Here is a 19,994-nt window from a genome sequence, read left to right as displayed (position 1 = left end):
ACGCCGGGCCGGCCGTTGTCCTGCTGTCCACCGCCGACACCGACCTGCTGGCCGCCCGCGCCGCCCGTGCGCTGGGCGCCGACTACCGCATCGCCAACCCCTCCCGCACCGACCCGGCCGCCGACCTGCCCGCGCTGCTTCGGGGCGCGGGCCTGGTGGTGGTGCGGCTGCTGGGCGGGCTGCGCGCCTGGGAGGAGGGCGTCGCCGCCGTCCGCGCCTCGGGCGTTCCCGCGGTGCTGCTGGGCGGGGAGTCCACGCCCGACGCCGAGCTGATGGCCGCCTCCACGGTCCCGGCGGGCGTGGTCGCCGAGGCCCTGGCCTACCTGGTCGCGGGGGGCCCCGAGAACCTCGCGGAACTGGCCCGCTTCCTGTCCGACACGGTGCTGCTGACCGGCCACGGCTTCGCCCCGCCCCGCCCCACGCCGCCCTTCGGCGTGCGCGGGCAGCGCGCCCACAAGCCCGAACGGCCCACCGTGGGCGTGCTGTTTTACCGGGCGCACGAGCTGGCGGGGAACACCGCCTTCGTCGACACGCTCTGCGACGCGATCGAGGAGCGCGGGGGCAACGCCCTGCCGGTGTACTGCGGTTCGCTGCGCGGCGCGGACCCCGCCCTGTACGAGCTGCTGGGGCGGGCCGACGCGCTGATCACCACCGTGCTCGCGGCGGGCGGCAAGGGCGCGGGGGACGACGAGACCTGGGACATCGGCGCGCTGGCCGAGCTGAACGTCCCGCTGCTGCAAGGGCTGTGCCTGACCGGCTCGCGCGCGGCCTGGGAGGAGTCGGACGCCGCGCTCTCGCCGATGGACGCCGCGATGCAGGTGGCCATCCCCGAGTTCGACGGGCGGCTGATCACCGTGCCCTTCTCCTTCAAGGAGGAGGGCCCCGACGGCGTCCCCGTCTACGCGGCCGACCCCGAGCGGGCCCGCCGGGTGGCCGGCATCGCCGTGCGGCACGCCGCGCTGCGCCACATCCCCAACGCCGGGAAGCGGATCGCGCTGGTCTTCACCGCCTACCCCACCAAGCACTCCCGGGTCGGCAACGCCGTGGGCCTGGACACCCCCGCCTCCGCGGTGCGGCTGCTGCGGGCGCTGGGCGAGGCCGGGTACGAAGTGGGCGAGCACCCCGAGGGCGGGGACGAGCTGATCCACCGGCTGATCGCCGCGGGCGGCCACGACGTGGAGTGGCTGACGGAGGAGCAACTGGCCGCCGCCCAGGCCCGCGTGCCGCTGGCCGACTACCGGGCCTGGTTCGAACGCCTCGATCCGGGGCTGCGGGAGGCGATCCGCGGGCACTGGGGCGAGCCGCCCGGCTCGCTCTACGTGGACGGCGAGGACATCGTGCTGGCCTCGCTGCGCTTCGGGAACGTCGTGCTGATGATCCAGCCGCCGCGCGGCTTCGGCGAGAACCCCATCGCCATCTACCACGACCCGGACCTGCCGCCCTCCCACCACTACCTGGCCACCTACCGCTGGCTGGACCACACCTTCGGCGCCGACGCCGTGGTCCACCTCGGCAAGCACGGCACGATGGAGTGGCTGCCGGGCAAGGGCCTGGGCCTGTCCGCCGCCTGCGCGCCCGACGCGGTCCTGGGCGAGCTGCCGCTGGTCTACCCCTTCATCGTCAACGACCCGGGCGAGGGCACCCAGGCCAAGCGGCGCGGGCACGCCACGGTCGTGGACCACCTGGTGCCGCCGATGGCCCGCGCCGAGACCTACGGGGACCTGGCGAGGCTGGAGCAGCTCCTGGACGAGTACGCCCTGGTCAGCGACCTGGACCCGGCCAAGGCGCCCGCGGTCCGCGCCCAGATCTGGACGCTGGTGCGGGCCGCCGAGCTGCACCGGGACCTGCACGTGGAGGAGCAGCCGGACGAGGACTCCTTCGACGAGTTCGTGCTGCACCTGGACGGCTGGCTGTGCGAGATCAAGGACGTGCAGATCCGCGACGGGCTGCACGTGCTGGGCGCCGGGCCCGAGGGCGAGGCGCGGGTCAACCTGGCGCTGGCCGTGCTGCGTTCGGCCCAGGTGTGGGGCGGGGTCGCCGGGGCGCTGCCGGGCCTGCGGGCCGCGCTCGCCGCGCACGTGGGGCTCTCGGAGGGCGCGTTGCTGGCCGAGCCGGGGGCCCGGATCGCGATCCCGCCCGCGCTGGGCGCCGGGGCCACGGCCTCGGACGCGATCGACCTGCTGGAGGCCCGCGCGCGGCTGCTGGCCGAGGCGATGGAGGAACGCGGCTGGGCGCGCGGGGCGGCCGGGGAGGTCGTGGCCGGGGTGCTGGGCGAGGCGGTGCCCGAGGCGGAGCGGGTGCTGGCGTTCGCCGCCGAGGAGGTGATCCCCCGGCTGGCGCGGACCCCCGACGAGATCCGGCACGTGCTGCGCGCCCTGGACGGCGGCTACGTCCCCGCCGGGCCCTCCGGCTCCCCCACCCGCGGCCTGGTCAACGTCCTGCCGACGGGCCGGAACTTCTACTCCGTGGACCCCAAGGCCATCCCCTCCCGGCTGTCCTGGGAGGTGGGCAGCGCGCTGGCCGACTCGCTGCTCGCGCGGCACCTGGCCGACCACGGCCGTTACCCCGCCTCGGTCGGGCTGACCGTGTGGGGAACGTCCTGCATGCGCACCCAGGGCGACGACATCGCCGAGATCCTGGCGCTGCTGGGCTGCCGCCCGCAGTGGGACGACGCCTCGCGGCGGGTGACCGGCTTCGAGGTGGTGCCCCTGGCCGAGCTGGGGCGGCCCCGGGTGGACGTGACCGTGCGGATCTCGGGGTTCTTCCGGGACGCCTTCCCGCACGTGGTCGCGCTGATCGACGACGCCGTGCGGGCCGTGGCCGATCTGGACGAGCCGGCGGCGGAGAACTTCGTGCGCGCGCACGCGGACGCCGACGCGGCCGAGCACGGCGACCGGCGCCGCGCCACCACGCGGATCTTCGGCTCCAAGCCGGGCGCCTACGGGGCGGGGCTGCTGCCGCTGATCGACGCGCGGGAGTGGCGTTCCGACGCGGACCTGGCCGAGGTGTACGCGGTGTGGGGCGGCTACGCCTACGGCCGGGGCCTGGAGGGGCGGCCGGCGCGCGGGGACATGGAGACCGCCTTCCGCCGCATCCAGGTGGCGGCGAAGAACGTGGACACCCGCGAGCACGACCTGTACGACGCGGACGACTACTTCCAGTACCACGGCGGGATGGTGGCCACCGTGCGCCACCTGACCGGGGCCTCGCCCGAGGCGTACATCGGGGACAGCGCGGTGCCCGACCGGGTGAAGACCCGCACGCTGGGCGAGGAGACGCACCGCGTCTTCCGCGCCCGGGTGGTCAACCCGCGCTGGATGGCGGCGATGCGGCGGCACGGCTACAAGGGCGCCTTCGAGATGGCGGCCACGGTGGACTACCTCTTCGGCTACGACGCGACGGCCGGGGTGGTGGACGACTGGATGTACGAGAAGCTCGCCGCGGAGTACGTCTTCGACCCGGAGAACCGGGAGTTCATGAAGCGGTCCAACCCATGGGCTCTGCGCGGGATTTCGGAGCGGCTGCTGGAGGCCGCCGAGCGCGGCCTGTGGGAGCGGCCCGACCCGCAGACCCTGGAGCGGCTGCGGGAGACCTACCTGGAGCTGGAGGGCGACCTGGAGGCCGGACCCGACGACGAGCAGGAGGCCGGCGCGTGAGCACCCCCCACCCCTACCCCTTCTCCGCGCTGGTCGGCATGGACGACCTGCGCCTGGCGCTGCTGCTGAACGCCGTCTCGCCGGCCGTCGGCGGCGTGCTGGTCCGCGGCGAGAAGGGCACCGCCAAGTCCACGGCCGTGCGCGCGCTGGCCGCGCTGCTGCCCGAGGTGACCGTGGTGAGCGGCTGCCGCTTCTCCTGCGAACCCGGGGCGCCCGACCCGGCGTGCCCGGACGGGCCGCACGGCAGCGGCGGGGAGGGCGCGCCGCGCCCGGCCCGGCTGGTGGAGCTGCCGGTGGGCGCCAGCGAGGACCGGCTGGTCGGCTCGCTGGACATCGAACGCGCCCTGGCCGAGGGCGTGAAGGCCTTCGAGCCGGGCCTGCTGGCGCAGGCGCACCGCGGCGTGCTGTACGTGGACGAGGTGAACCTGCTGGGCGACTTCCTGGTCGACTCGCTGCTGGACGCCGCCGCCATGGGCACCGCGCACGTGGAGCGGGAGGGCGTCTCGGTGCGGCACGCCGCCCGCTTCCTGCTGGTGGGGACCATGAACCCCGAGGAGGGCGAGCTGCGCCCCCAGCTCCTGGACCGGTTCGGGCTGACCGTGGAGGTGGCCGCCTCCCGGGAGACCGAGGAGCGGGTGGAGGTGGTGCGCCGCCGCCTGGCCTACGACGCCTGCCCGGCCGCGTTCGCCGAGCGGTTCGCGCCCCGGGAGGAGGAGCTGCGGCGGCGGGTGGCCGCCGCCCGGGAGCTGCTGGGGCGGGTGCGCCTGGGGGACGCGGCGCTGCGGCAGATCGCGGCGACCTGCGCCGCGTTCGAGGTGGACGGGATGCGCGCGGACATCGTGATGGCCCGCGCGGCGACCGCGCTGGCGGCCTGGGCCGGGCGCGAGGAGGTGCTGGCCGAGGACGTGCGGCAGGCGGCGCTGCTGGCGCTGCCGCACCGCAGGCGCCGCAACCCCTTCGACGCGCCCGGTCTGGACGAGGACCGGCTGGACGAGGCGCTGGAGCGCGGCGCTGGGGCGGGCGGTCAGGCGGACAGCGCCGGGAACGACGGCGGCGGGGACGGGGACGGGGACGACGACGGAGACCCGCCGCCTCCTCCCCCGGGCGGCGGGGCGGGCCCCGGCGGGCCCGCCCCCGGCGAGGGGGGCGCCGCCGCCTCCGGCGAGTCCCCGGAGACCCCGGGCGAGGGCGGCACCGGAACGCCCGGCGGCCCCGGGGGCGAGCAGCCTCCGGCCGCCGCGGGCGAGCCGTTCCGCGCCCGCGCCCTGACCGTGCCCGGCGTGGGCGAGGGCGCGGCCGGCCGCCGCTCCCGGGCGCGCACCGCGCAGGGCCGCACCACCGGCTCGCGCGCCCCGCGCGGAGCTTTGGGCCGCCTCCACCTGGCCGCCACCCTGCGCGCCGCGGCTCCCCACCAGCGGGCGCGCGGCCGTTCCGGGCCCGGGCTGGCGCTGCGGCGGGCCGACCTGCGCGAGGCCGTGCGGGAGGGCCGGGAGTCCAACCTGGTGCTCTTCCTGGTCGACGCCTCGGGCTCGATGGCGGCCCGGCAGCGGATGACGGCCGTCAAGGGCGCCGTGCTCTCCCTGCTGCTGGACGCCTACCAGCGGCGGGACAAGGTCGGCCTGGTCACCTTCCGGCGCGCGGAGGCCGAGGTGGCGCTGCCCCCGACCTCCTCCGTGGAGGCCGCGGCTGCCCGCCTGGAACGCCTGCCCACCGGCGGGCGCACCCCGCTGGCCGCCGGCCTGCTGCGCGCCCGGGAGGTGCTGCGCGTGGAGCGGCTGCGCGACCCCGCGCGCCGCCCGCTGCTCGTGGTGGTCACCGACGGGCGGGCCACCGGGGGCGTTGAACCCCTGGAACGGGCCCGGCGGGCGGCGCGCCTGCTGGCCGCCGACGGGACGGCCTCGGTAGTCCTCGACTGCGAGACCGGGCCCGTGCGCCTCGGCCTGGCCGCGGCGCTGGCCACCGCGCTGGGCGGCGAGGCCGTGACGCCGGGCGAACTGCGCGCCGACACCGTGTCCGCGCTCGTGAGGGAAGCACGGAGGGCAGCCTGATGCCGCAGGGAGTCCCGGCCGTGGTGCCGGACGACGGCCTGACCACCCGCCAGCGCCGCAACCGGCCGCTGCTGATCGTCCACACCGGCACCGGCAAGGGGAAGTCCACGGCCGCCTTCGGGCTGGCGCTGCGCGCCTGGAACCAGGGCTGGCCGATCGGGGTGTTCCAGTTCGTCAAGTCCGCCAAGTGGCGCGTCGGCGAGGAGCGGGCCCTGCGGGTGCTGGGCGCCAGCGGCGAGGGCGGCACCGTGGCCTGGCACAAGATGGGCGAGGGCTGGTCCTGGGTGCAGCGGGACATCGCCACCAGTGAGGAGGCCGCCCGCGAGGGCTGGGAGCAGGTGCGGCGCGACCTGGCCGCGCAGACCTACCGGCTGTACGTGCTGGACGAGTTCGCCTACCCGATGCACTGGGGCTGGGTGGACACCGCCGAGGTGGTCGCCGCCCTGCGCGAGCGGCCCGGCACCCAGCACGTGGTGATCACCGGCCGCAACGCCCCGCCCGCGCTGCTGGAGGCCGCCGACCTGGTCACCGAGATGGGCAAGGTCAAGCACCCCATGGACGCGGGCCAGAAGGGCCAGCGGGGCATCGAGTGGTGAGCGTGCCCCTGCCCCGCCTCGTCGTCGCAGCCCCCGCCTCGGGCAGCGGCAAGACCACCGTGGCCACCGGCCTGATGGCCGCGCTGGCCGCCCGCGGCCTGTCCGTCTCGGGCCACAAGGTCGGCCCCGACTACATCGACCCCGGCTACCACGCGCTGGCCACCGGCCGCCCCGGGCGCAACCTCGACCCGTGGCTGTGCGGGCCCGAGCTGATCGGCCCGCTGTGCGCGCACGGCGCCGCCGGAGCCGACGTGGCCGTGGTCGAGGGGGTGATGGGCCTGTTCGACGGCGCGGCCGGCGAGGGCGAGCTGGGCTCGACCGCGCAGGTGGCCAAGCTGCTGCGGGCCCCGGTGGTGCTGGTCGTGGACGCCGCCAAGCAGTCCCGGTCCGTGGCCGCGCTCGTCCACGGCTTCGCCTCCTGGGACACCGGGCTGCGCCTGGCCGGGGTGATCCTCAACAAGGTGGCCTCCGACCGGCACGAGGAGCTGCTGCGCGAGGCCCTGGAGGGCTCGGGCGTGCCCGTGCTGGGCGCGCTGCGCCGCGCCGCCGCGCTGGAGACCCCCGCCCGCCACCTGGGCCTGATCCCGGCGGCGGAGCGGCGGGATCAGGCGGTGGCCGCGGTGGCGGCGCTGGCCGAACGCGTGCGGGCGGGCGTGGACCTGGAGGCGGTGCTGGCCGTGGCCCGCTCCGCCCCGCCGCTGCCGGACGCGCCCTGGCGGCCCCCGGGCCCGGAGGATGAGCGGCCCTCGCCGCTGCCCCCAGAGGGCGCACCGCGAGGCGGACACGCGCCGTCCGGCGGGGCGGCCCTCGGGCCGAGTCTCGGGGCGCCCGCGCCCGGGGCCCACGGGGCCGGGGCCCCCGCAGCGGGCGGCGGAGCCGGCGCCCCGGCCACACCGCCCGTCGTCGCCGTCGCCGGAGGGCCGGCGTTCACCTTCGGGTACGCCGAGCACCCCGAGTTGCTGCGGGCCGCCGGGGCCGAGGTGGTGACGTTCGACCCGCTGCGCGAGGAACGCCTCCCCGAGGGGACCGCCGCCCTGGTGATCGGCGGCGGCTTCCCCGAGGTCTACGCGGAGGAGCTGGCGGCGAACCGGCCGCTGCGCGCCGCGGTGGCCGCCTTCGGCGGACCGGTCGCCGCCGAGTGCGCCGGCCTGCTCTACCTGGCCCGCTCGCTGGACGGGCGGCCGATGTGCGGGGTCCTCGACGCCGAGGCCCGGATGACCGAGCGCCTGACCCTGGGCTACCGCGCGGCCGTGGCCGTTCACGACAGCCCGCTGGCGGCGGCCGGGACGCGGGTGCGCGGGCACGAGTTCCACCGCACCGCGCTGGAGCCGCCCGCCGGGCGGGAGCCGGGGGAACGCCCGGCCTGGGGCCTCACGCACCCGGCCGCCGCCCGCGGCCGGACCGAGGGCTTCGTCCGCGGCCCGGTCCACGCCTCCTACCTCCACCTGCACTGGGCCGGGCAGCCGCGCCTGGCCCGCCGCCTGGTCGCGCACGCCGCGGCGCACGCGGCCCTCCGCGCGCGCCGGCCCGCCGGGCCCGCCGCGCCCCGCACGACAACCGGGAGCAGCAGCGCATGAGTTCGCCCACCCCCCTTCCGCCCCCTCTCCTGACCGGCGTCGGCGTCGGCCCCGGCGACCCGGAGCTGGTCACCGTCAAGGGGGTCAACGCCCTGCGCCGCGCCGCGGTCGTCGTGGTCCCCGTCCTGGCCACCGGCGAGCGGGGCCGGGCCGAGGCCACCGTCCTGCACTACGTGGCGCCCGAGCGGGTGGTCCGGGTCGTCTTCGCGCTCAACGAACGCACCGACCGGGCGCGCCGCGAGGCGGCCTGGGACGCGGCGGGCGAGCGGGTGGCCGGGCTGCTGCGCGAGCACGGCTCGGTGGCCTTCGCCACCATCGGCGACCCGAACGTCTACTCCACCTTCACCTACCTCGCCCAGACGGTCGGCGCCCTGGTGCCCGGCACCCGCGTGGAGACAGTGCCCGGGATCACGGCGATGCAGGACCTGGCCGCGCGCGGCGGGGCCGTTCTGACGGAGGGCACCGAGCCGCTGACCCTGGTGCCCGTGACGGCCGGGGCCGCCGCGCTGCGCGAGGCGCTGCGCGGGCCGGGCACGGTCGTGGCGTACAAGTTCGGGCGGCAGGCGGCCGAGGTGGTCGCGGCGCTGCGCGAGACCGGCCGCGTCGAGGGCGCGGTGTGGGGTTCGGCCCTGGGGCTGCCCCAGGAGTCCATCCGCCCGGCCGACCAGATCCCGGCGAACGGCGAACTCCCCTACCTCTCCACGCTGATCGCCCCCGCCCGCCGCACGTCCCGGGGCGGGAAGCTGTGAGCGGGCGCGAGCCGGGCGCGGCCCGGGTGACCTTCGTGGGCGCGGGTCCGGGCGCGGCCGACCTGCTGACGTTCCGCGCCGCGCGGGCCATCGCCGAGGCGGACGTGGTGATCTGGGCCGCCAGCCTGGTGCACCCCGACGTGCTGGACCACGCCCGCGCGGACGCGGAGGTGCTGGACTCGGCGGGCATGTCGCTGGAGGACGTGCTGGCCGTCTACGGCCGCGCGGCGCGCGGGGAGGTCGCGCGGATCGCGCGGGTGCACTCGGGCGACCCGTCGCTGTGGGGCGGCACCCAGGAGCAGATCGACGCCTGCGCGGAGCTGGGCCTGGAGGTGGAGATCGTCCCGGGCGTCTCGGCGTTCTCGGCCGTGGCCGCGCTCGCCGGGCGGGAGCTGACCATCCCCGAGGTGGCGCAGTCGGTGATCCTGACCCGGCTGGGCGGCGGCAAGACGCCGATGCCGCCGGGCGAGGAGGTACGGGAGTTCGCCCGGCACGGCACCACGATGGCGCTCTTCCTCTCCGCCGCCCGCTCGGGCCAGCTCGCCCGGGAGCTGACGGCCGGCGGCTACCCGGAGGACACGCCCGTGGTCGTGGCCTACCGGGCGACCTGGCCGGACGAGCTGCTGCTGCGGTGCACGATCGGCACGCTGGAGGAGACCGTCAAGGAACACCGGCTGTGGAAGCACACCCTGTTCCTGATCGGCCCCGCCCTGGACGCCTCCGGCACCCGTTCGCACCTCTACCACCCGGGCCACTTCCACGGCTTCCGCCGCGCCCGCCCCGAGGCCCGGGAGGCGCTGCGCGCGCGGCGCACGGAGGACGACGACGCGTTGCGAGCGGGGCGCGCCCCGGCCGGGGAGGAGCACGATGCGGCCCGCTGAGCGGGCCGCGCCCGGCGCGGACGGCCCGGGCCCCGGGCAGGACGTTCCCCAGGACCCGGCGGCCGGGGAGGCCGGGGCGCAGGGCCCCGCCCGGCGGCAGCCGGAACGCCAGGAGTCCGGCTTGCGGGAGCCCGGACGGCAGAAGCGTGACCTGCTGGAGCCCGGCCCGCAGGAGACGGAACCTCGGGATGATGCCCGGCGGGAGCCCGGCACGCCGGGGACCGGCCAGGCGGAACCCGAGCGGCCGGAGCCCGAGCTGCGGGAGCCCGATCTGCCGCGGACGGCCAAGGTCCGGCAGGGGCGGGCGTTGCGGACCGGGTGGACGACCGGGACCTGTGCCTCGGCCGCGGCCCGGGCCGCGGCGCTGCACCTGGCCACCGGCACGCCGCAGCGCTGGGTGGAGGTGGCGCTGCCCTCCGGGCGGCGGGTGACCTTCGCCGTGGAGCGCGCCGAGCTGCTGCGCGAGGGCCGCGCCGAGGCCGTCGTGGTCAAGGACGCCGGGGACGACCCGGACGTCACCCACGGGTCCGAGCTGACGGCCACGGTAAGCTGGCGTCCGGCGCCGGGCCTGGCGTTGCACGGCGGCCTCGGCGTCGGCGTGGTGACCCGCCCGGGTCTCGGGCTCGACGTGGGCGGCCCGGCCATCAACCCCGTGCCGCGCCGGATGATCGGCCAGGCCGTGCGCGAGGTCATCGACACCGAGGCACGCGGCGTGGACGTCACCATCAGCGTTCCCGACGGGGAGCTGCGCGCGCGCCGGACGACCAACGCCCGCCTGGGCATCATCGGCGGAATCTCCATCCTGGGCACGACCGGGATCGTGCGGCCGTTCTCCACGGCCTCCTGGCGCGCCAGCGTCGAGCAGGCCGTGTCGGTGGCCGCCGCGCAGGGCGCCCCGGCCGTGGCGCTGTGCACGGGCGGGCGCACCGAGCGGGGCGCGATGGCGCTGCTGCCCGGGCTGCCGCCGGTGGCGTTCGTGGAGGTCGGGGACTTCACCGGGGCCGCGCTGCGGCGGGCTGTGGAGGGGGGCCTGGAGCGCGTCGTGTTCGTCGGGATGATCGGCAAGCTGACGAAGCTGGCCTCCGGCGTGCTGATGACCCACTACACCCGCTCCAGGGTGGACACCGGCGTGCTGGGCGAGATCACCCGCGCCGTGGGCGGGCCGCCGGAGCTGGCCGGGGCCGTGGACGCGGCGAACACCGCCCGGCACGCCTACGAGCTGTGGGAGGCGGCCGGGCTCCTGGCCCCCGCCGGGCGGGAGTTGTGCGCCCGGGTGGCCCGGGTGCTGAGCCGCTTCACGGACGGCCGGATCGCGGCGGAGGCCGCGCTGGTGGACTTCACCGGCTCGGGGCTGATCGCCTCGGCGCCGGGGGGCGGGCTGCTGCCGTGATCACGGTCCTGGGCATGGGAACGGGAGCCCCGCCGCCGGTGGTCACGGACGCCACGCTGGTGGCCGGGGCCCGCCGCCACCTCGCCGCGGCGGCCCTGCCGGAGGGCGCGGAGCGCGTGACCCTGGGGCCGCTGGCCCCGGCCCTGGACGCGATCGAGGCGCACCTGCGCGCGCAGGCGCCGGGCGGGGCGGGCGGGGCGCCGCGGCGCGTGGTGTTCCTGGCCTCGGGCGACCCCGGGTTCTTCGGGATCGTGCGGGCCCTGGCCGAACGCTTCGGGTCCGGCGCGCTGGACGTGCGGCCCTCGGTTCCGGCCGTGGCGGTGGCCTTCGCGCGGGCCGGGCTGCCCTGGGACGACGCGGCCGTGGTCAGCGCGCATGGGCGCGGGCTGCGCACGGCCGTCAACGTCTGCCGCGCGAACCCCAAGACGGCCGTGCTGACCGGCCCGGGCGCCGGCCCGGCGGAGCTCGGCGCGGCCCTGGCCGCCGCGGGCGCCCGCCGCACGCTCCTGGTGACGACCGCGCTGGGAGCCGGCGCCCGGGAACGGCTGACCCGGATGACCCCCGCCGAGGCCGCCGAGGCCGCCTGGCCGCCCGCCGAGACCGGGCACGTCGTGCTCTGCCTGGACGAGACGCGGGCCCTGGCCCCCGCGCAGCGCACCCTCGCCGGCCCGCGGACCGCCGCCGGGCCCGGGTGGGCCCTGCCGGAGACGGCGTTCGCGCACCGGGACTCGATGGTGACCAAGTCCGAGGTGCGGGCCCTGGTGCTGGCCCGCCTCGGCCCGCGCTGGGGCGAGCTGGTGTGGGACGTGGGCACCGGCTCCGGCTCGGTGGCCGTGGAGTGCGCCCGGCTGGGCGCCGCGGCCGTGGCCGTGGACCGCGACCCGCTCGCCGTGGAGCGCTGTCTGGCCAACGCCGCCGCGCACGGCGTGGACGTGCAGGCCGTGACGGGCGCCGCGCCCGGCGCGCTGGAGCGCCTGCCCGACCCCGACGCGGCGTTCGTCGGGGGCGGCGGTTCCGATCTGACGGCGGTGGTCGCCGCCTGCGCCCGCCGGGCGCGCAGGGCCGTGGTCGTCACCCTGGCCGCCGTGGACCGCGTCCCGCGGGTCCGCGCCGCCCTGGCGGAGGCCGGCCTGGCCGCCGAGGGCGTGCAGCTCTCGGCCGCCCGGCTGACGCCGCTGCCCGGCGGCGTCACGCGGCTGGCCGCGGCCAACCCCGTGTTCGTGCTGTGGGGCACCAGGCCCCCGGAAGGAGCGCCGCAATGAGACCGGAAGGAGAGAGGGGCGACGTGATCGGGTTGATCTCCGCGACGGCGGCGGGGGCCGCCGCCCGGGACGCGCTGGCCGCGGCCTGGCCGGACCGCACCCGCGTCTACCCCGGCCCGCCGGGCGAGGCGCTGCCGCGGGCGTTCCAGGAGTGCGCCGGGCTGGTCTGCTTCCTGGCCACCGGCGCCACGGTCCGGCTGCTGGCCCCGCTGCTCGCGGGCAAGGACCGCGACCCGGGCGTGGTCTGCGTGGACGAGGCCGGGCGGCACGCCGTCGCGCTGCTGGGCGGCCACGCCGGGGGCGCGAACGCCCTCGCGCAGGCCGTCGCGGAGGCGCTGCCCGGCTGCCGCCCGGTCGTCACCACCGCCACCGACGCGAGGGACCTGCCGGGCCTGGACACCCTGGGCTGGCCGGCCGAGGGCGCGCTGGCCGCCGTCTCCCGCGCCCTGCTGGACGGCGAGCCGGTGCACCTGCGCGCCGACGCCGTGTGGCCGCTGCCCGCCTGGCCGCCGACGGTCGGGCCGGGCCCGGCCGCGTGGACGATCCGCGTCACCGACCGCCTGGAGCCGCCGGACGCGGCCACCGCCGTGCTGCGCCCGCCCTCCCTGCTGGTCGGCGTGGGCGCCAGCCGCGGCGTCGGCGCCGAGGAGGTGCTGGAGCTGATAGCCGGGGCGCTGGCTCAGGCCGGGCTCGCCGCGGGCAGCGTCGCCGCGCTGGCCACGGCCGAGGCGAAGGCGCAGGAGCCCGGGCTGCTCGCCGCCGCCACGCGGCTGGGCGTTCCGCTGCGCTGCTTCCCCTCCCCCGAGCTGGCCGCCGTGCCGGTGCCCAACCCCTCCGCCGCCCCCCTGGCCGCCGTCGGCACGCCCTCCGTCGCGGAGGCCGGGGCCCTGCTGGCCGCCGGGCCCGGCGCACAACTCCTCGTCCCCAAGCGGAAGTCCGCGATGGCCACCTGCGCCGTCGCCCGGCGCCGCCCGCGCGGGCGCCTCGCCCTGGTCGGCCTGGGCCCCGGCGCGCGGGACCTGCTCACGCCCCGGGCGCGCGACGAGCTGCGCCGGGCCTCGGTGGTGGTCGGCCTCGACCAGTACCTGGACCAGGTGCGCGACCTGTTCCGGCCCGGCACCCGGGTCCTCTCCTCCGGCCTGGGCGCCGAGGAGGAACGCGCCCGCACGGCCGTCGCGGAGGCAGCGGCCGGGCACGCGGTGGCCCTGGTGGGCAGCGGCGACGCGGGCGTGTACGCGATGGCCTCGCCCGCGCTGGCGGAGGCGCCGGCGGACGTCGAGGTGGTGGGCGTTCCGGGCGTGACGGCCGCCCTGGCCGCCGCCGCGGTGCTCGGCGCACCGCTGGGCCACGACCACGTCGCGATCAGCCTCTCCGACCTGCACACCCCGTGGGAGGTCATCGAACGCCGGGTGCGGGCCGCCGCCTCCGCCGACCTGGTCGTCTCCTTCTACAACCCGCGCAGCCGCGGCCGGGACTGGCAGCTCCCGAAGGCGCTGGCCCTGCTGGCCGAGCACCGCGCGCCGGCGACGCCGGTCGGCATCGTGCGCAACGCCTCCCGCGCGGACGAGTCCGCCCTGCTGACCACGCTGGGGGAGCTGGACCCGGCGGCCGTGGACATGATGACGGTGGTCCTGGTCGGCAACTCCGCCACCCGGGCCGTCGCCGGACGGATGGTCACCCCGCGCGGCTACCGGTGGCAGACGTGAACGCCCCCGCGCCCGCAGCCCCCGCCGTGCCCGCCGCGCCGGTCCGCGTCACCGACCGCTGCCTGGGCTGCGGCGCCTGCCTGCTGACCTGCCCCGAGCACGCGATCCGCCCGGCGGGCGGCGCGCTGCTCGTCCTGGCGGACCGCTGCACGGGCTGCGCCGAGTGCGTCGAGATCTGCCCGGCCGACGCGATCGACCTCGCCGGGAGCGGCTGCGGCACGACCGGGTCCGGCCCCGCGGGCCCCGGCAGGAACACGCCCGGCCCGCCCGGCTCCGCCCTGTGGGCCGCCGCAGGAGGCCGCAACCCCGAGGAGGAACCCCGGCCGTGACCGCAGAGCGCATCGTGCACCCCATCGAGGAGGAGTCCTACCGCATCCTCCGCTCCCGCGCGGACACCTCCGCGCTGCCGCCGCTGACCCGGGCGGTGGTGGAGCGCGTCGTCCACGCCAGCGCCGACCCGGAGTACGTGACCGACCTGGTGACCGAGGAGGCCGCGCTGCGAGCCGGGCACGAGGCCCTGCACGAACGGGGCGCCCCGATCGTCGCCGACGTGGAGATGGTCGCCGCCGGGATCACCCGCCGCGCGGCGCTGTGCCGTGTGCGCGAGGCCCAGGCCGGCCCCGGCCTGACCCGCTCCGCGCACGCCGTGCGGCTGGCGTTCGAGGAGGCCGGACCGGGCGCGGTGTGGGTGATCGGCTGCGCGCCGACCGCGCTGTTCGAGCTGATCGCCCTGCGGGCCGAGCCCGCGCTGGTCATCGGCCTGCCGGTGGGCTTCGTCGGCGCGGCCGAGAGCAAGGAGGCGCTGCGCGCCTCGGGCCTTCCGGCCGTCAGCAACGTCTCCGAGAAGGGCGGCTCCGCGGTCGCCGCCGCCGCCGTCAACGCCCTCCTGTACGCCTGAGCCCGCCGCACGGCCCAGCCCCGCACGCCCGAGCCGCGCCCCGCGGCCCCGACCCCGCAAGGGAGAACCACCAGATGCATCCGACCACTCAGCCCGCCCTGCTCATCGTGGGCCACGGCTCGCGGGACGAGGGCGGGGCCGAGGCGTTCCGCTCCTTCGTGCGCGGCCTGGCCGGGCGCACGCCCGAGGGCGTCGCGGTCGCGGGCGGCTTCATCGAGCTGTCCCCGCCGCCGCTGACCGAGGCCGTGGCCGAGCTGGCGGCGCAGGGGGCGCGGCGAATGGCGGCCGTTCCGCTGATGCTGGTCTCGGCCGGGCACGCCAAGGGCGACATCCCCGCGGCCCTGGCCCGCGAGCGGCTGCGGCTGCCGGGCCTGTCCTTCGCCTACGGCCGCCCGCTGGGCCCGCACCCGGGGCTGCTGTCCGTGCTGGAGCGCCGCGTGGAGGAGGCGGCCGGCGGGTGGGCCCGCTCGGAGACGACCGTGCTGCTGGTCGGCCGCGGCTCCACGGACCCGGACGCCAACGCCGAGGTGTTCAAGGCGGCGCGGCTGCTGTGGGAGGGCCGCGGGTACGCGGGCGTGGAGACGGCGTTCGTGTCGCTGGCCGCGCCGGACGTGGCGGCGGGGCTGGAGCGCTGCCGGGCCCTGGGGGCGCGGCGGATCGTGGTGCTGCCCTACTTCCTCTTCACCGGCATCCTGCCGGACCGGGTGCGGGCGCAGGCCGCGGCCTGGGCCGAGGCGCACCCGGAGGCGGGGGTGCGGCACGCGGCCGTCATCGGCCCGGAGCCGGAGCTGTCGGAGCTGGTCCTGGCCCGCTACCGGGAGGCGCTGGAGGGCGACATCCGGATGAACTGCGACGCCTGCGTCTACCGGGTGGCGCTCCCGGGCTTCGCCGACAAGGTCGGGCTTCCGCAGCAGCCGCACCACCACCCCGGGGACCACGACCACGCCCACCACGGGCACGGCCCGCACGACCACGGCTCCCACGACCACGGCCCGCACGACCACGAGCACGGCCACCAGCCCCATGTCCGCGCCCACTGACGCGGCCGGGGAGGAGGCCCTGCGCCACCACGGCGACGCGGAGGTGCGGGAGGGCGGGCTGACGGACCTGGCGGTCAACGTCCGCGCCGGGACGCCGCCCTCGTGGCTGCGGGAGCGGATCGCGGCCTCGCTCGCGGACCTGGCCGCCTACCCGGACGGCCGCGCGGCCCGCCGCGCCGTCGCCGAACGCCACGGGCTGCCCGAGGAGTGCGTGCTGCTGACCTCGGGGGCGGCCGAGGCGTTCGTGCTGATCGCCCGGACCCTGCGGGGCCGGCCCTGCGTGGTGCACCCGCAGTTCACCGAGCCGGAGGCCGCGCTGCGGGCGGCCGGGCTGCCGGTGGACCGGGTGCTGCTGCGGGTGGAGGACGGCTTCCGCCTGGACCCGGCGGCCGTGCCGGGCGACGCGGGCCTGGTGGTGGTCGGCAACCCCACCAACCCCACCTCCGTGCTGCACCCGGCGGCGGACCTGCTGCCGCTGGCGGCGGGCCGGATCCTGGTGGTGGACGAGGCGTTCATGGACGCGGTGCCGGGCGAACGCGAGTCGCTGGCCGCCGCGGTGGCCACGGTCCCGGGGCTGGTCGTGCTGCGGAGCCTGACGAAGACCTGGGGCCTGGCGGGGCTGCGGATCGGGTACGTGCTGGCCGCGCCGGAGCTGGTGGAGACCCTGGCGGCCGGGCAGCCGTTGTGGCCGGTCTCCACGCCCGCGCTGACGGCGGCCGTCGCCTGCTCCTCGCCGCGCGCGGTGGCCGAGGCCGAGGAGGCCGCCGCCCGGATCGCCGCGCACCGAACCCATCTGCTGGGCGCGCTGGGTGCGTTCGGCGCCTTCTCCCGGCCGGTGCGGGACCCGCGGGGGCCCTTCGTCCTGGTCCACCACCCGGACGGGGCGGCCCTGCGGCTGCGGCTGCGCGCCCTCGGCTTCGCCCTGCGCCGCGGCGACACCTTCCCCGGCCTGGGCCCCGGCTGGCTGCGCCTGGCGGTCCGCGACCCCGCCACGACCGACGCCCTCACCCACGCCCTGCGCGCCGCCGGGGCGTAGGGCCTGCCGCCCGGGGACCGGCCCCGAGGTGCCGGGAACGCGCCCCCGGCGCGCGGGGCGAAGCCCTCCCCGTCCGGCTCCGGCAGGCAGACCCGGCCGGGGAAGAGCCGTGGGCCGCGTCCGGCGGGGCCGCCCGGCTCCCGCCGGGAGCCGCCGCGTTGCTCCCCGGCGCGCCCGGCCGGGGGGACGCGCCGCCGGCTACCGCACCGGCGTGCGTGCCGACGTGCGGCGCTCGGCGGCCTCGTCCCCGGTGGAGCCGGCCAGGATCGCGTCCAGCAGGCCGGGGTAGCGGGCGTCGAGGTCGGCCCGGCGCAGGCTCAGGAGGTTCTCCCGGCCGGAGGGCTCCTGCCGGATGACGCCGCTGTCCCGCAGCACGCGCCAGTGGTGCGTCATCGTGGACTTGGAGGTGACGCCCAGGGCTCCGAGCACGCTGGTGCAATTGTGCTCGCCCCCGGCGTCCAGGATGCGCACGACCGCGAGCCGCAAGGGGTTGCCCAGCGCCGTCAGGACGCCGTCGATCCGGATCTGATCGCGGTGCGGATGACGGAGGCTCATGACCTTTACGGTACCGCGATGGTCGAACTAAGCATCCCGGGCGGGACGCCGCCCGCGCGCGGGGGCCCCCGGACCTGGAGGGTCCGGGGGCCGGGTGTCGCGGAGGTGTCAGCGCGTCAGGACGCGGCTCACGCCTCGGTGGTGGTGCCGCGGCGGCGGCGGGCGAAGAACACCGCGCCCGCGCCGGCCGCCAGGAGGGCGGCGGCGCTGCCGACGATCAGCGGGGTGTTGGAGCTGCTGCCGGTCTCGGCCAGGTCGGGGTCCTCGCCGGCGGAGCCGGCGCTGGAGCCGTCGGCCGCGCCCTCGGTGGAGCCGTCCGTCGCGCCGTCGGTGGAGCCGTCGGTGGAGCCGTCGGTCGCGCCCTCGGTGGAGCCGCCGGTGGACTGGGCGGAGTCGGTGTCGCCGGAGCCGCCGTTGTCACCGCCGTCCGTGCCGCCGGAGGAGGAGCCGCCGGCGCCGTCGCAGGAGGCCTCGGCCAGGGCGACCCGGCCGTCGATCGCGGCGACCCCGAGGTTCAGCGGGTCGACGTGAACCTCGAGGGCGAGAGCGGTGGCCGCGGCGGAGGTGTCCGTGGTCTCGCTCTGCGAGAGGCCGACGGTGACGGTGCCGACGCCGTCGACCCGGACCTCGACCTCGCCGTCGACGGAGACGTCGACGGTCTGGCCCAGGACGGAGACGGTCCCGCCGAAGTTGGCGGCGGCGGTCGGGGCGCCGTCGACGGGGCAGGTGGCCTCGGCGGTGATCAGCTCGGCCTCGACGAGCGCGTCGGTCAGGCCCGGCAGGGTGACCTCCGCGTCGACGATCTCGACCTCGGCGGCGCTGCCGGAGTCGTCCGAGGTGGCGGACGCGGAGGCGACCTCGGCGTCGAGGACCTGGAAGGCCTCGCCGTCGTTGTAGCCGTTCAGGGTGGCGCTGAGAAGGGTCTCCTCCTCGGTCTCCGGGGCGGAGACCTCGTTGAGGACGACCTCCAGCGGCAGGTTGGCCGCGCCGTCGAGCAGGGAGACCGCCAGCTCGGTGCGGAGCACCGCGGCGTTGGCCGTGCCCTGGGTCTGCTGCTCGTCCTCGGCCGCGAAGGCGGGAGCGGCAGCCGTCCCCAGCAGTACGGCGGTGGCGATCAGCACCGCCGACCGGCGCGGGCCGGATCGGCGGAGAGCGGTGTTGTTCACGTGTGGAACCCCCACGGTGATGGTTGGCGCCGCCGGGGACATGGATCGCGCGCATGGACATGCGAAGGGAACCGCGCCGCGGCAGCTGTGTGGATTACGCCCGACATGGCCCCCGTGCCGTCGAAGCGTGCTGATTATCTCACAACATCACGCTCAGCAGTACCTATTCATCATCTGAGTGACAGTCTGACCATCCGTCACTTCCGGAGCTGACGCCCCCGCAGCACCAGATGGCGCGGGCGGGACAGGGTCCCCACGTCCGCGCGGGGGTCGTCCTCGCAGATCAGGAGGTCGGCCGGGGCTCCCTCGGCGATCGAGGGACGGCCGAGCCAGGAACGCGCGCCCCATGCTGCGGCGTTGAGTGCCGCGGCAGTAGGCAGCCCCGCCGTGACCAGCTCCGCGACCTCCCGCGCGATCAGCCCGTGCGGCAGCGAGCCCCCGGCGTCCGTGCCGGCAAACACCGGAACGCCCGCCTCCCAGGCGGCCCGTACGGTGGCGTACCGGCGCCGGTGCAAACGTCTCATGTGCGCGGCCCAGCGCGGGAATTTCCCCTCGCCGCCCGCCGCGAGGCGCGGGAAGGTCGCGATGTTCACCAGGGTCGGCACGATGGCGACGCCGCGCTCGGCCAGCAGCGGGATGGTGTCCTCGGTCAGCCCGGTGGCGTGCTCCACGCAGTCGATGCCGGCCGCGACCAGGTCCGGCAGCGTCTCCTCGGCGAAGGAGTGGGCGGTGACCCGCGCCCCCTCCTCGTGGGCGGCGGCGATGGCCTCGGCCAGCGCCGCCCGCGGCCACAGCGGCGCCAGGTCTCCGGCCTCGCGGTCGATCCAGTCGCCGACCAGCTTGACCCAGCCGTCGCCGCGGCGGGCCTCGCCCCGGACGCAGGCGGCCAGTTCGGCGGGCTCGATCTCGTGGGCGTAGTTGCGCACGTAGCGCCTGGGGCGGGCGATGTGGCGGCCGGCGCGGATCAGGCGGGGCAGGTCCTCGCGGCCGTCGATCCAGCGGGTGTCGGCCGGGGACCCGGCGTCCCGCAGCAGCAGCGCACCCGCGTCGCGATCGGCCAGCGCCTGGCGTTCCGAGGTCTCGCGGTCCACCGCGCCGTGGGCGTCGAGGCCGACGTGGCAGTGGGCGTCGACCAGGCCGGGCAGGACCCAGCCGTCGAGCGTGACCACCTCCCGGCCGGGCGAGGCGGGCGGGGTGAGGCTGATCCGGCCGCCGATCACCCACAGGCCGTCGAGGGCGTCCTCGGGCCCCGGGCCGGTCAGCACCCGCCCGGTGATGCGCAGTACGTCCCCGCCATCGCTCATGCCCGGCAGCCTACAAAGCGGGCGTCCGGCACACGGCCCCGGGGGCGGGCGGAACGGCCGCGCGGAGAGCGGGAAAAGCGCGGCGCGCGGGCGGGAAACGGCCGCGGCAGAGCGCCGCGGAAATCCCGGT

At 77.8% G+C, this 19,994-nt stretch carries 15 protein-coding genes and 1 pseudogene; 13 read left to right on the top strand and 3 right to left on the bottom strand.

What is annotated here, in order from left to right:
• The first annotated feature begins 23 nt into the window (after positions 1-23).
• The 13 genes and pseudogenes from cobN to cobC all read left to right on the top strand — a co-directional run bounded on the left by cobN (position 24) and on the right by cobC (position 16,839).
• Positions 24-3,656, top strand: coding sequence for a cobaltochelatase subunit CobN (cobN, locus tag RM780_RS07410; protein WP_311629736.1), 3,633 nt, complete (start codon positions 24-26; stop codon positions 3,654-3,656).
• Between the two features lie 38 nt (positions 3,657-3,694).
• On the top strand, positions 3,695-5,704 hold the full coding sequence (locus RM780_RS07405) for a putative cobaltochelatase (RefSeq protein ID WP_394812910.1): 2,010 nt from the start codon (positions 3,695-3,697) through the stop codon (positions 5,702-5,704).
• On the top strand, positions 5,704-6,300 hold the full coding sequence (gene cobO / locus RM780_RS07400) for a cob(I)yrinic acid a,c-diamide adenosyltransferase (RefSeq protein WP_311629715.1): 597 nt from the start codon (positions 5,704-5,706) through the stop codon (positions 6,298-6,300). Before RM780_RS07405 ends, cobO begins: the two co-directional genes overlap by 1 nt.
• 2 nt (positions 6,301-6,302) lie before the next feature.
• The gene (locus tag RM780_RS07395; RefSeq protein ID WP_311629714.1) at positions 6,303-7,877 is read left to right on the top strand and encodes a cobyrinate a,c-diamide synthase; all 1,575 of its coding nucleotides are present in this window, start codon (positions 6,303-6,305) and stop codon (positions 7,875-7,877) included.
• Positions 7,874-8,626, top strand: coding sequence for a precorrin-2 C(20)-methyltransferase (gene cobI / locus RM780_RS07390; protein WP_311629713.1), 753 nt, complete (start codon positions 7,874-7,876; stop codon positions 8,624-8,626). The genes RM780_RS07395 and cobI overlap by 4 nt, the downstream gene beginning before the upstream one ends.
• Positions 8,623-9,435: pseudogene (gene cobM, locus RM780_RS07385) on the top strand (precorrin-4 C(11)-methyltransferase); the annotation flags it as partial. The gene cobI and the pseudogene cobM, both read left to right, overlap by 4 nt.
• A 58-nt stretch (positions 9,436-9,493) precedes the next feature.
• Complete coding sequence (locus RM780_RS07380) at positions 9,494-10,897, top strand: cobalt-precorrin-5B (C(1))-methyltransferase (RefSeq protein WP_311629712.1); 1,404 nt, start codon at positions 9,494-9,496, stop codon at positions 10,895-10,897.
• Positions 10,894-12,159 (top strand): precorrin-6y C5,15-methyltransferase (decarboxylating) subunit CbiE, encoded by a 1,266-nt coding sequence (gene cbiE / locus RM780_RS07375; RefSeq protein WP_311629711.1) that lies wholly within the window; start codon positions 10,894-10,896, stop codon positions 12,157-12,159. Before RM780_RS07380 ends, cbiE begins: the two co-directional genes overlap by 4 nt.
• A gap of 23 nt (positions 12,160-12,182) precedes the next feature.
• Positions 12,183-13,865 carry a precorrin-3B C(17)-methyltransferase gene (cobJ, locus tag RM780_RS07370; protein WP_311629710.1) on the top strand — a complete coding sequence of 561 codons (1,683 nt, stop codon included), beginning with the start codon at positions 12,183-12,185 and terminating at the stop codon, positions 13,863-13,865.
• On the top strand, positions 13,862-14,194 hold the full coding sequence (locus tag RM780_RS07365; protein ID WP_311629709.1) for an ATP-binding protein: 333 nt from the start codon (positions 13,862-13,864) through the stop codon (positions 14,192-14,194). The genes cobJ and RM780_RS07365 overlap by 4 nt, the downstream gene beginning before the upstream one ends.
• Entirely contained in the window at positions 14,191-14,763 is a 573-nt protein-coding gene (locus RM780_RS07360) for a precorrin-8X methylmutase (RefSeq protein WP_311629708.1), read from the top strand. Before RM780_RS07365 ends, RM780_RS07360 begins: the two co-directional genes overlap by 4 nt.
• 74 nt (positions 14,764-14,837) lie before the next feature.
• Positions 14,838-15,803: a sirohydrochlorin chelatase gene (locus RM780_RS07355; protein WP_311629707.1), complete on the top strand. Its 966-nt coding sequence runs from the start codon at positions 14,838-14,840 to the stop codon at positions 15,801-15,803.
• Positions 15,787-16,839 (top strand): Rv2231c family pyridoxal phosphate-dependent protein CobC, encoded by a 1,053-nt coding sequence (cobC, locus tag RM780_RS07350; RefSeq protein WP_311629706.1) that lies wholly within the window; start codon positions 15,787-15,789, stop codon positions 16,837-16,839. The genes RM780_RS07355 and cobC overlap by 17 nt, the downstream gene beginning before the upstream one ends.
• Positions 16,840-17,037: 198 nt before the next feature.
• On the opposite strand, the gene RM780_RS07345 is transcribed toward cobC, so the two are convergent.
• The 3 genes from RM780_RS07345 to RM780_RS07335 form a co-directional block, all read right to left on the bottom strand.
• On the bottom strand, positions 17,038-17,394 hold the full coding sequence (locus RM780_RS07345; protein WP_311629705.1) for an ArsR/SmtB family transcription factor: 357 nt from the start codon (positions 17,392-17,394) through the stop codon (positions 17,038-17,040).
• A gap of 128 nt (positions 17,395-17,522) precedes the next feature.
• The gene (locus RM780_RS07340) at positions 17,523-18,560 is read right to left on the bottom strand and encodes an SCO1860 family LAETG-anchored protein (protein WP_311629704.1); all 1,038 of its coding nucleotides are present in this window, start codon (positions 18,558-18,560) and stop codon (positions 17,523-17,525) included.
• Positions 18,561-18,757: 197 nt separating this feature from the next.
• Positions 18,758-19,864, bottom strand: a complete 1,107-nt coding sequence (locus RM780_RS07335; protein WP_311629703.1) for an amidohydrolase family protein — start codon at positions 19,862-19,864, stop codon at positions 18,758-18,760.
• Positions 19,865-19,994: the final 130 nt, after the last annotated feature.

It is taken from the genome of Streptomyces boetiae, from assembly GCF_031845405.1.
GTDB lineage: Bacteria > Actinomycetota > Actinomycetes > Streptomycetales > Streptomycetaceae > Streptomyces > Streptomyces boetiae.
This window is presented reverse-complemented; position numbering and strand designations above follow the sequence as displayed.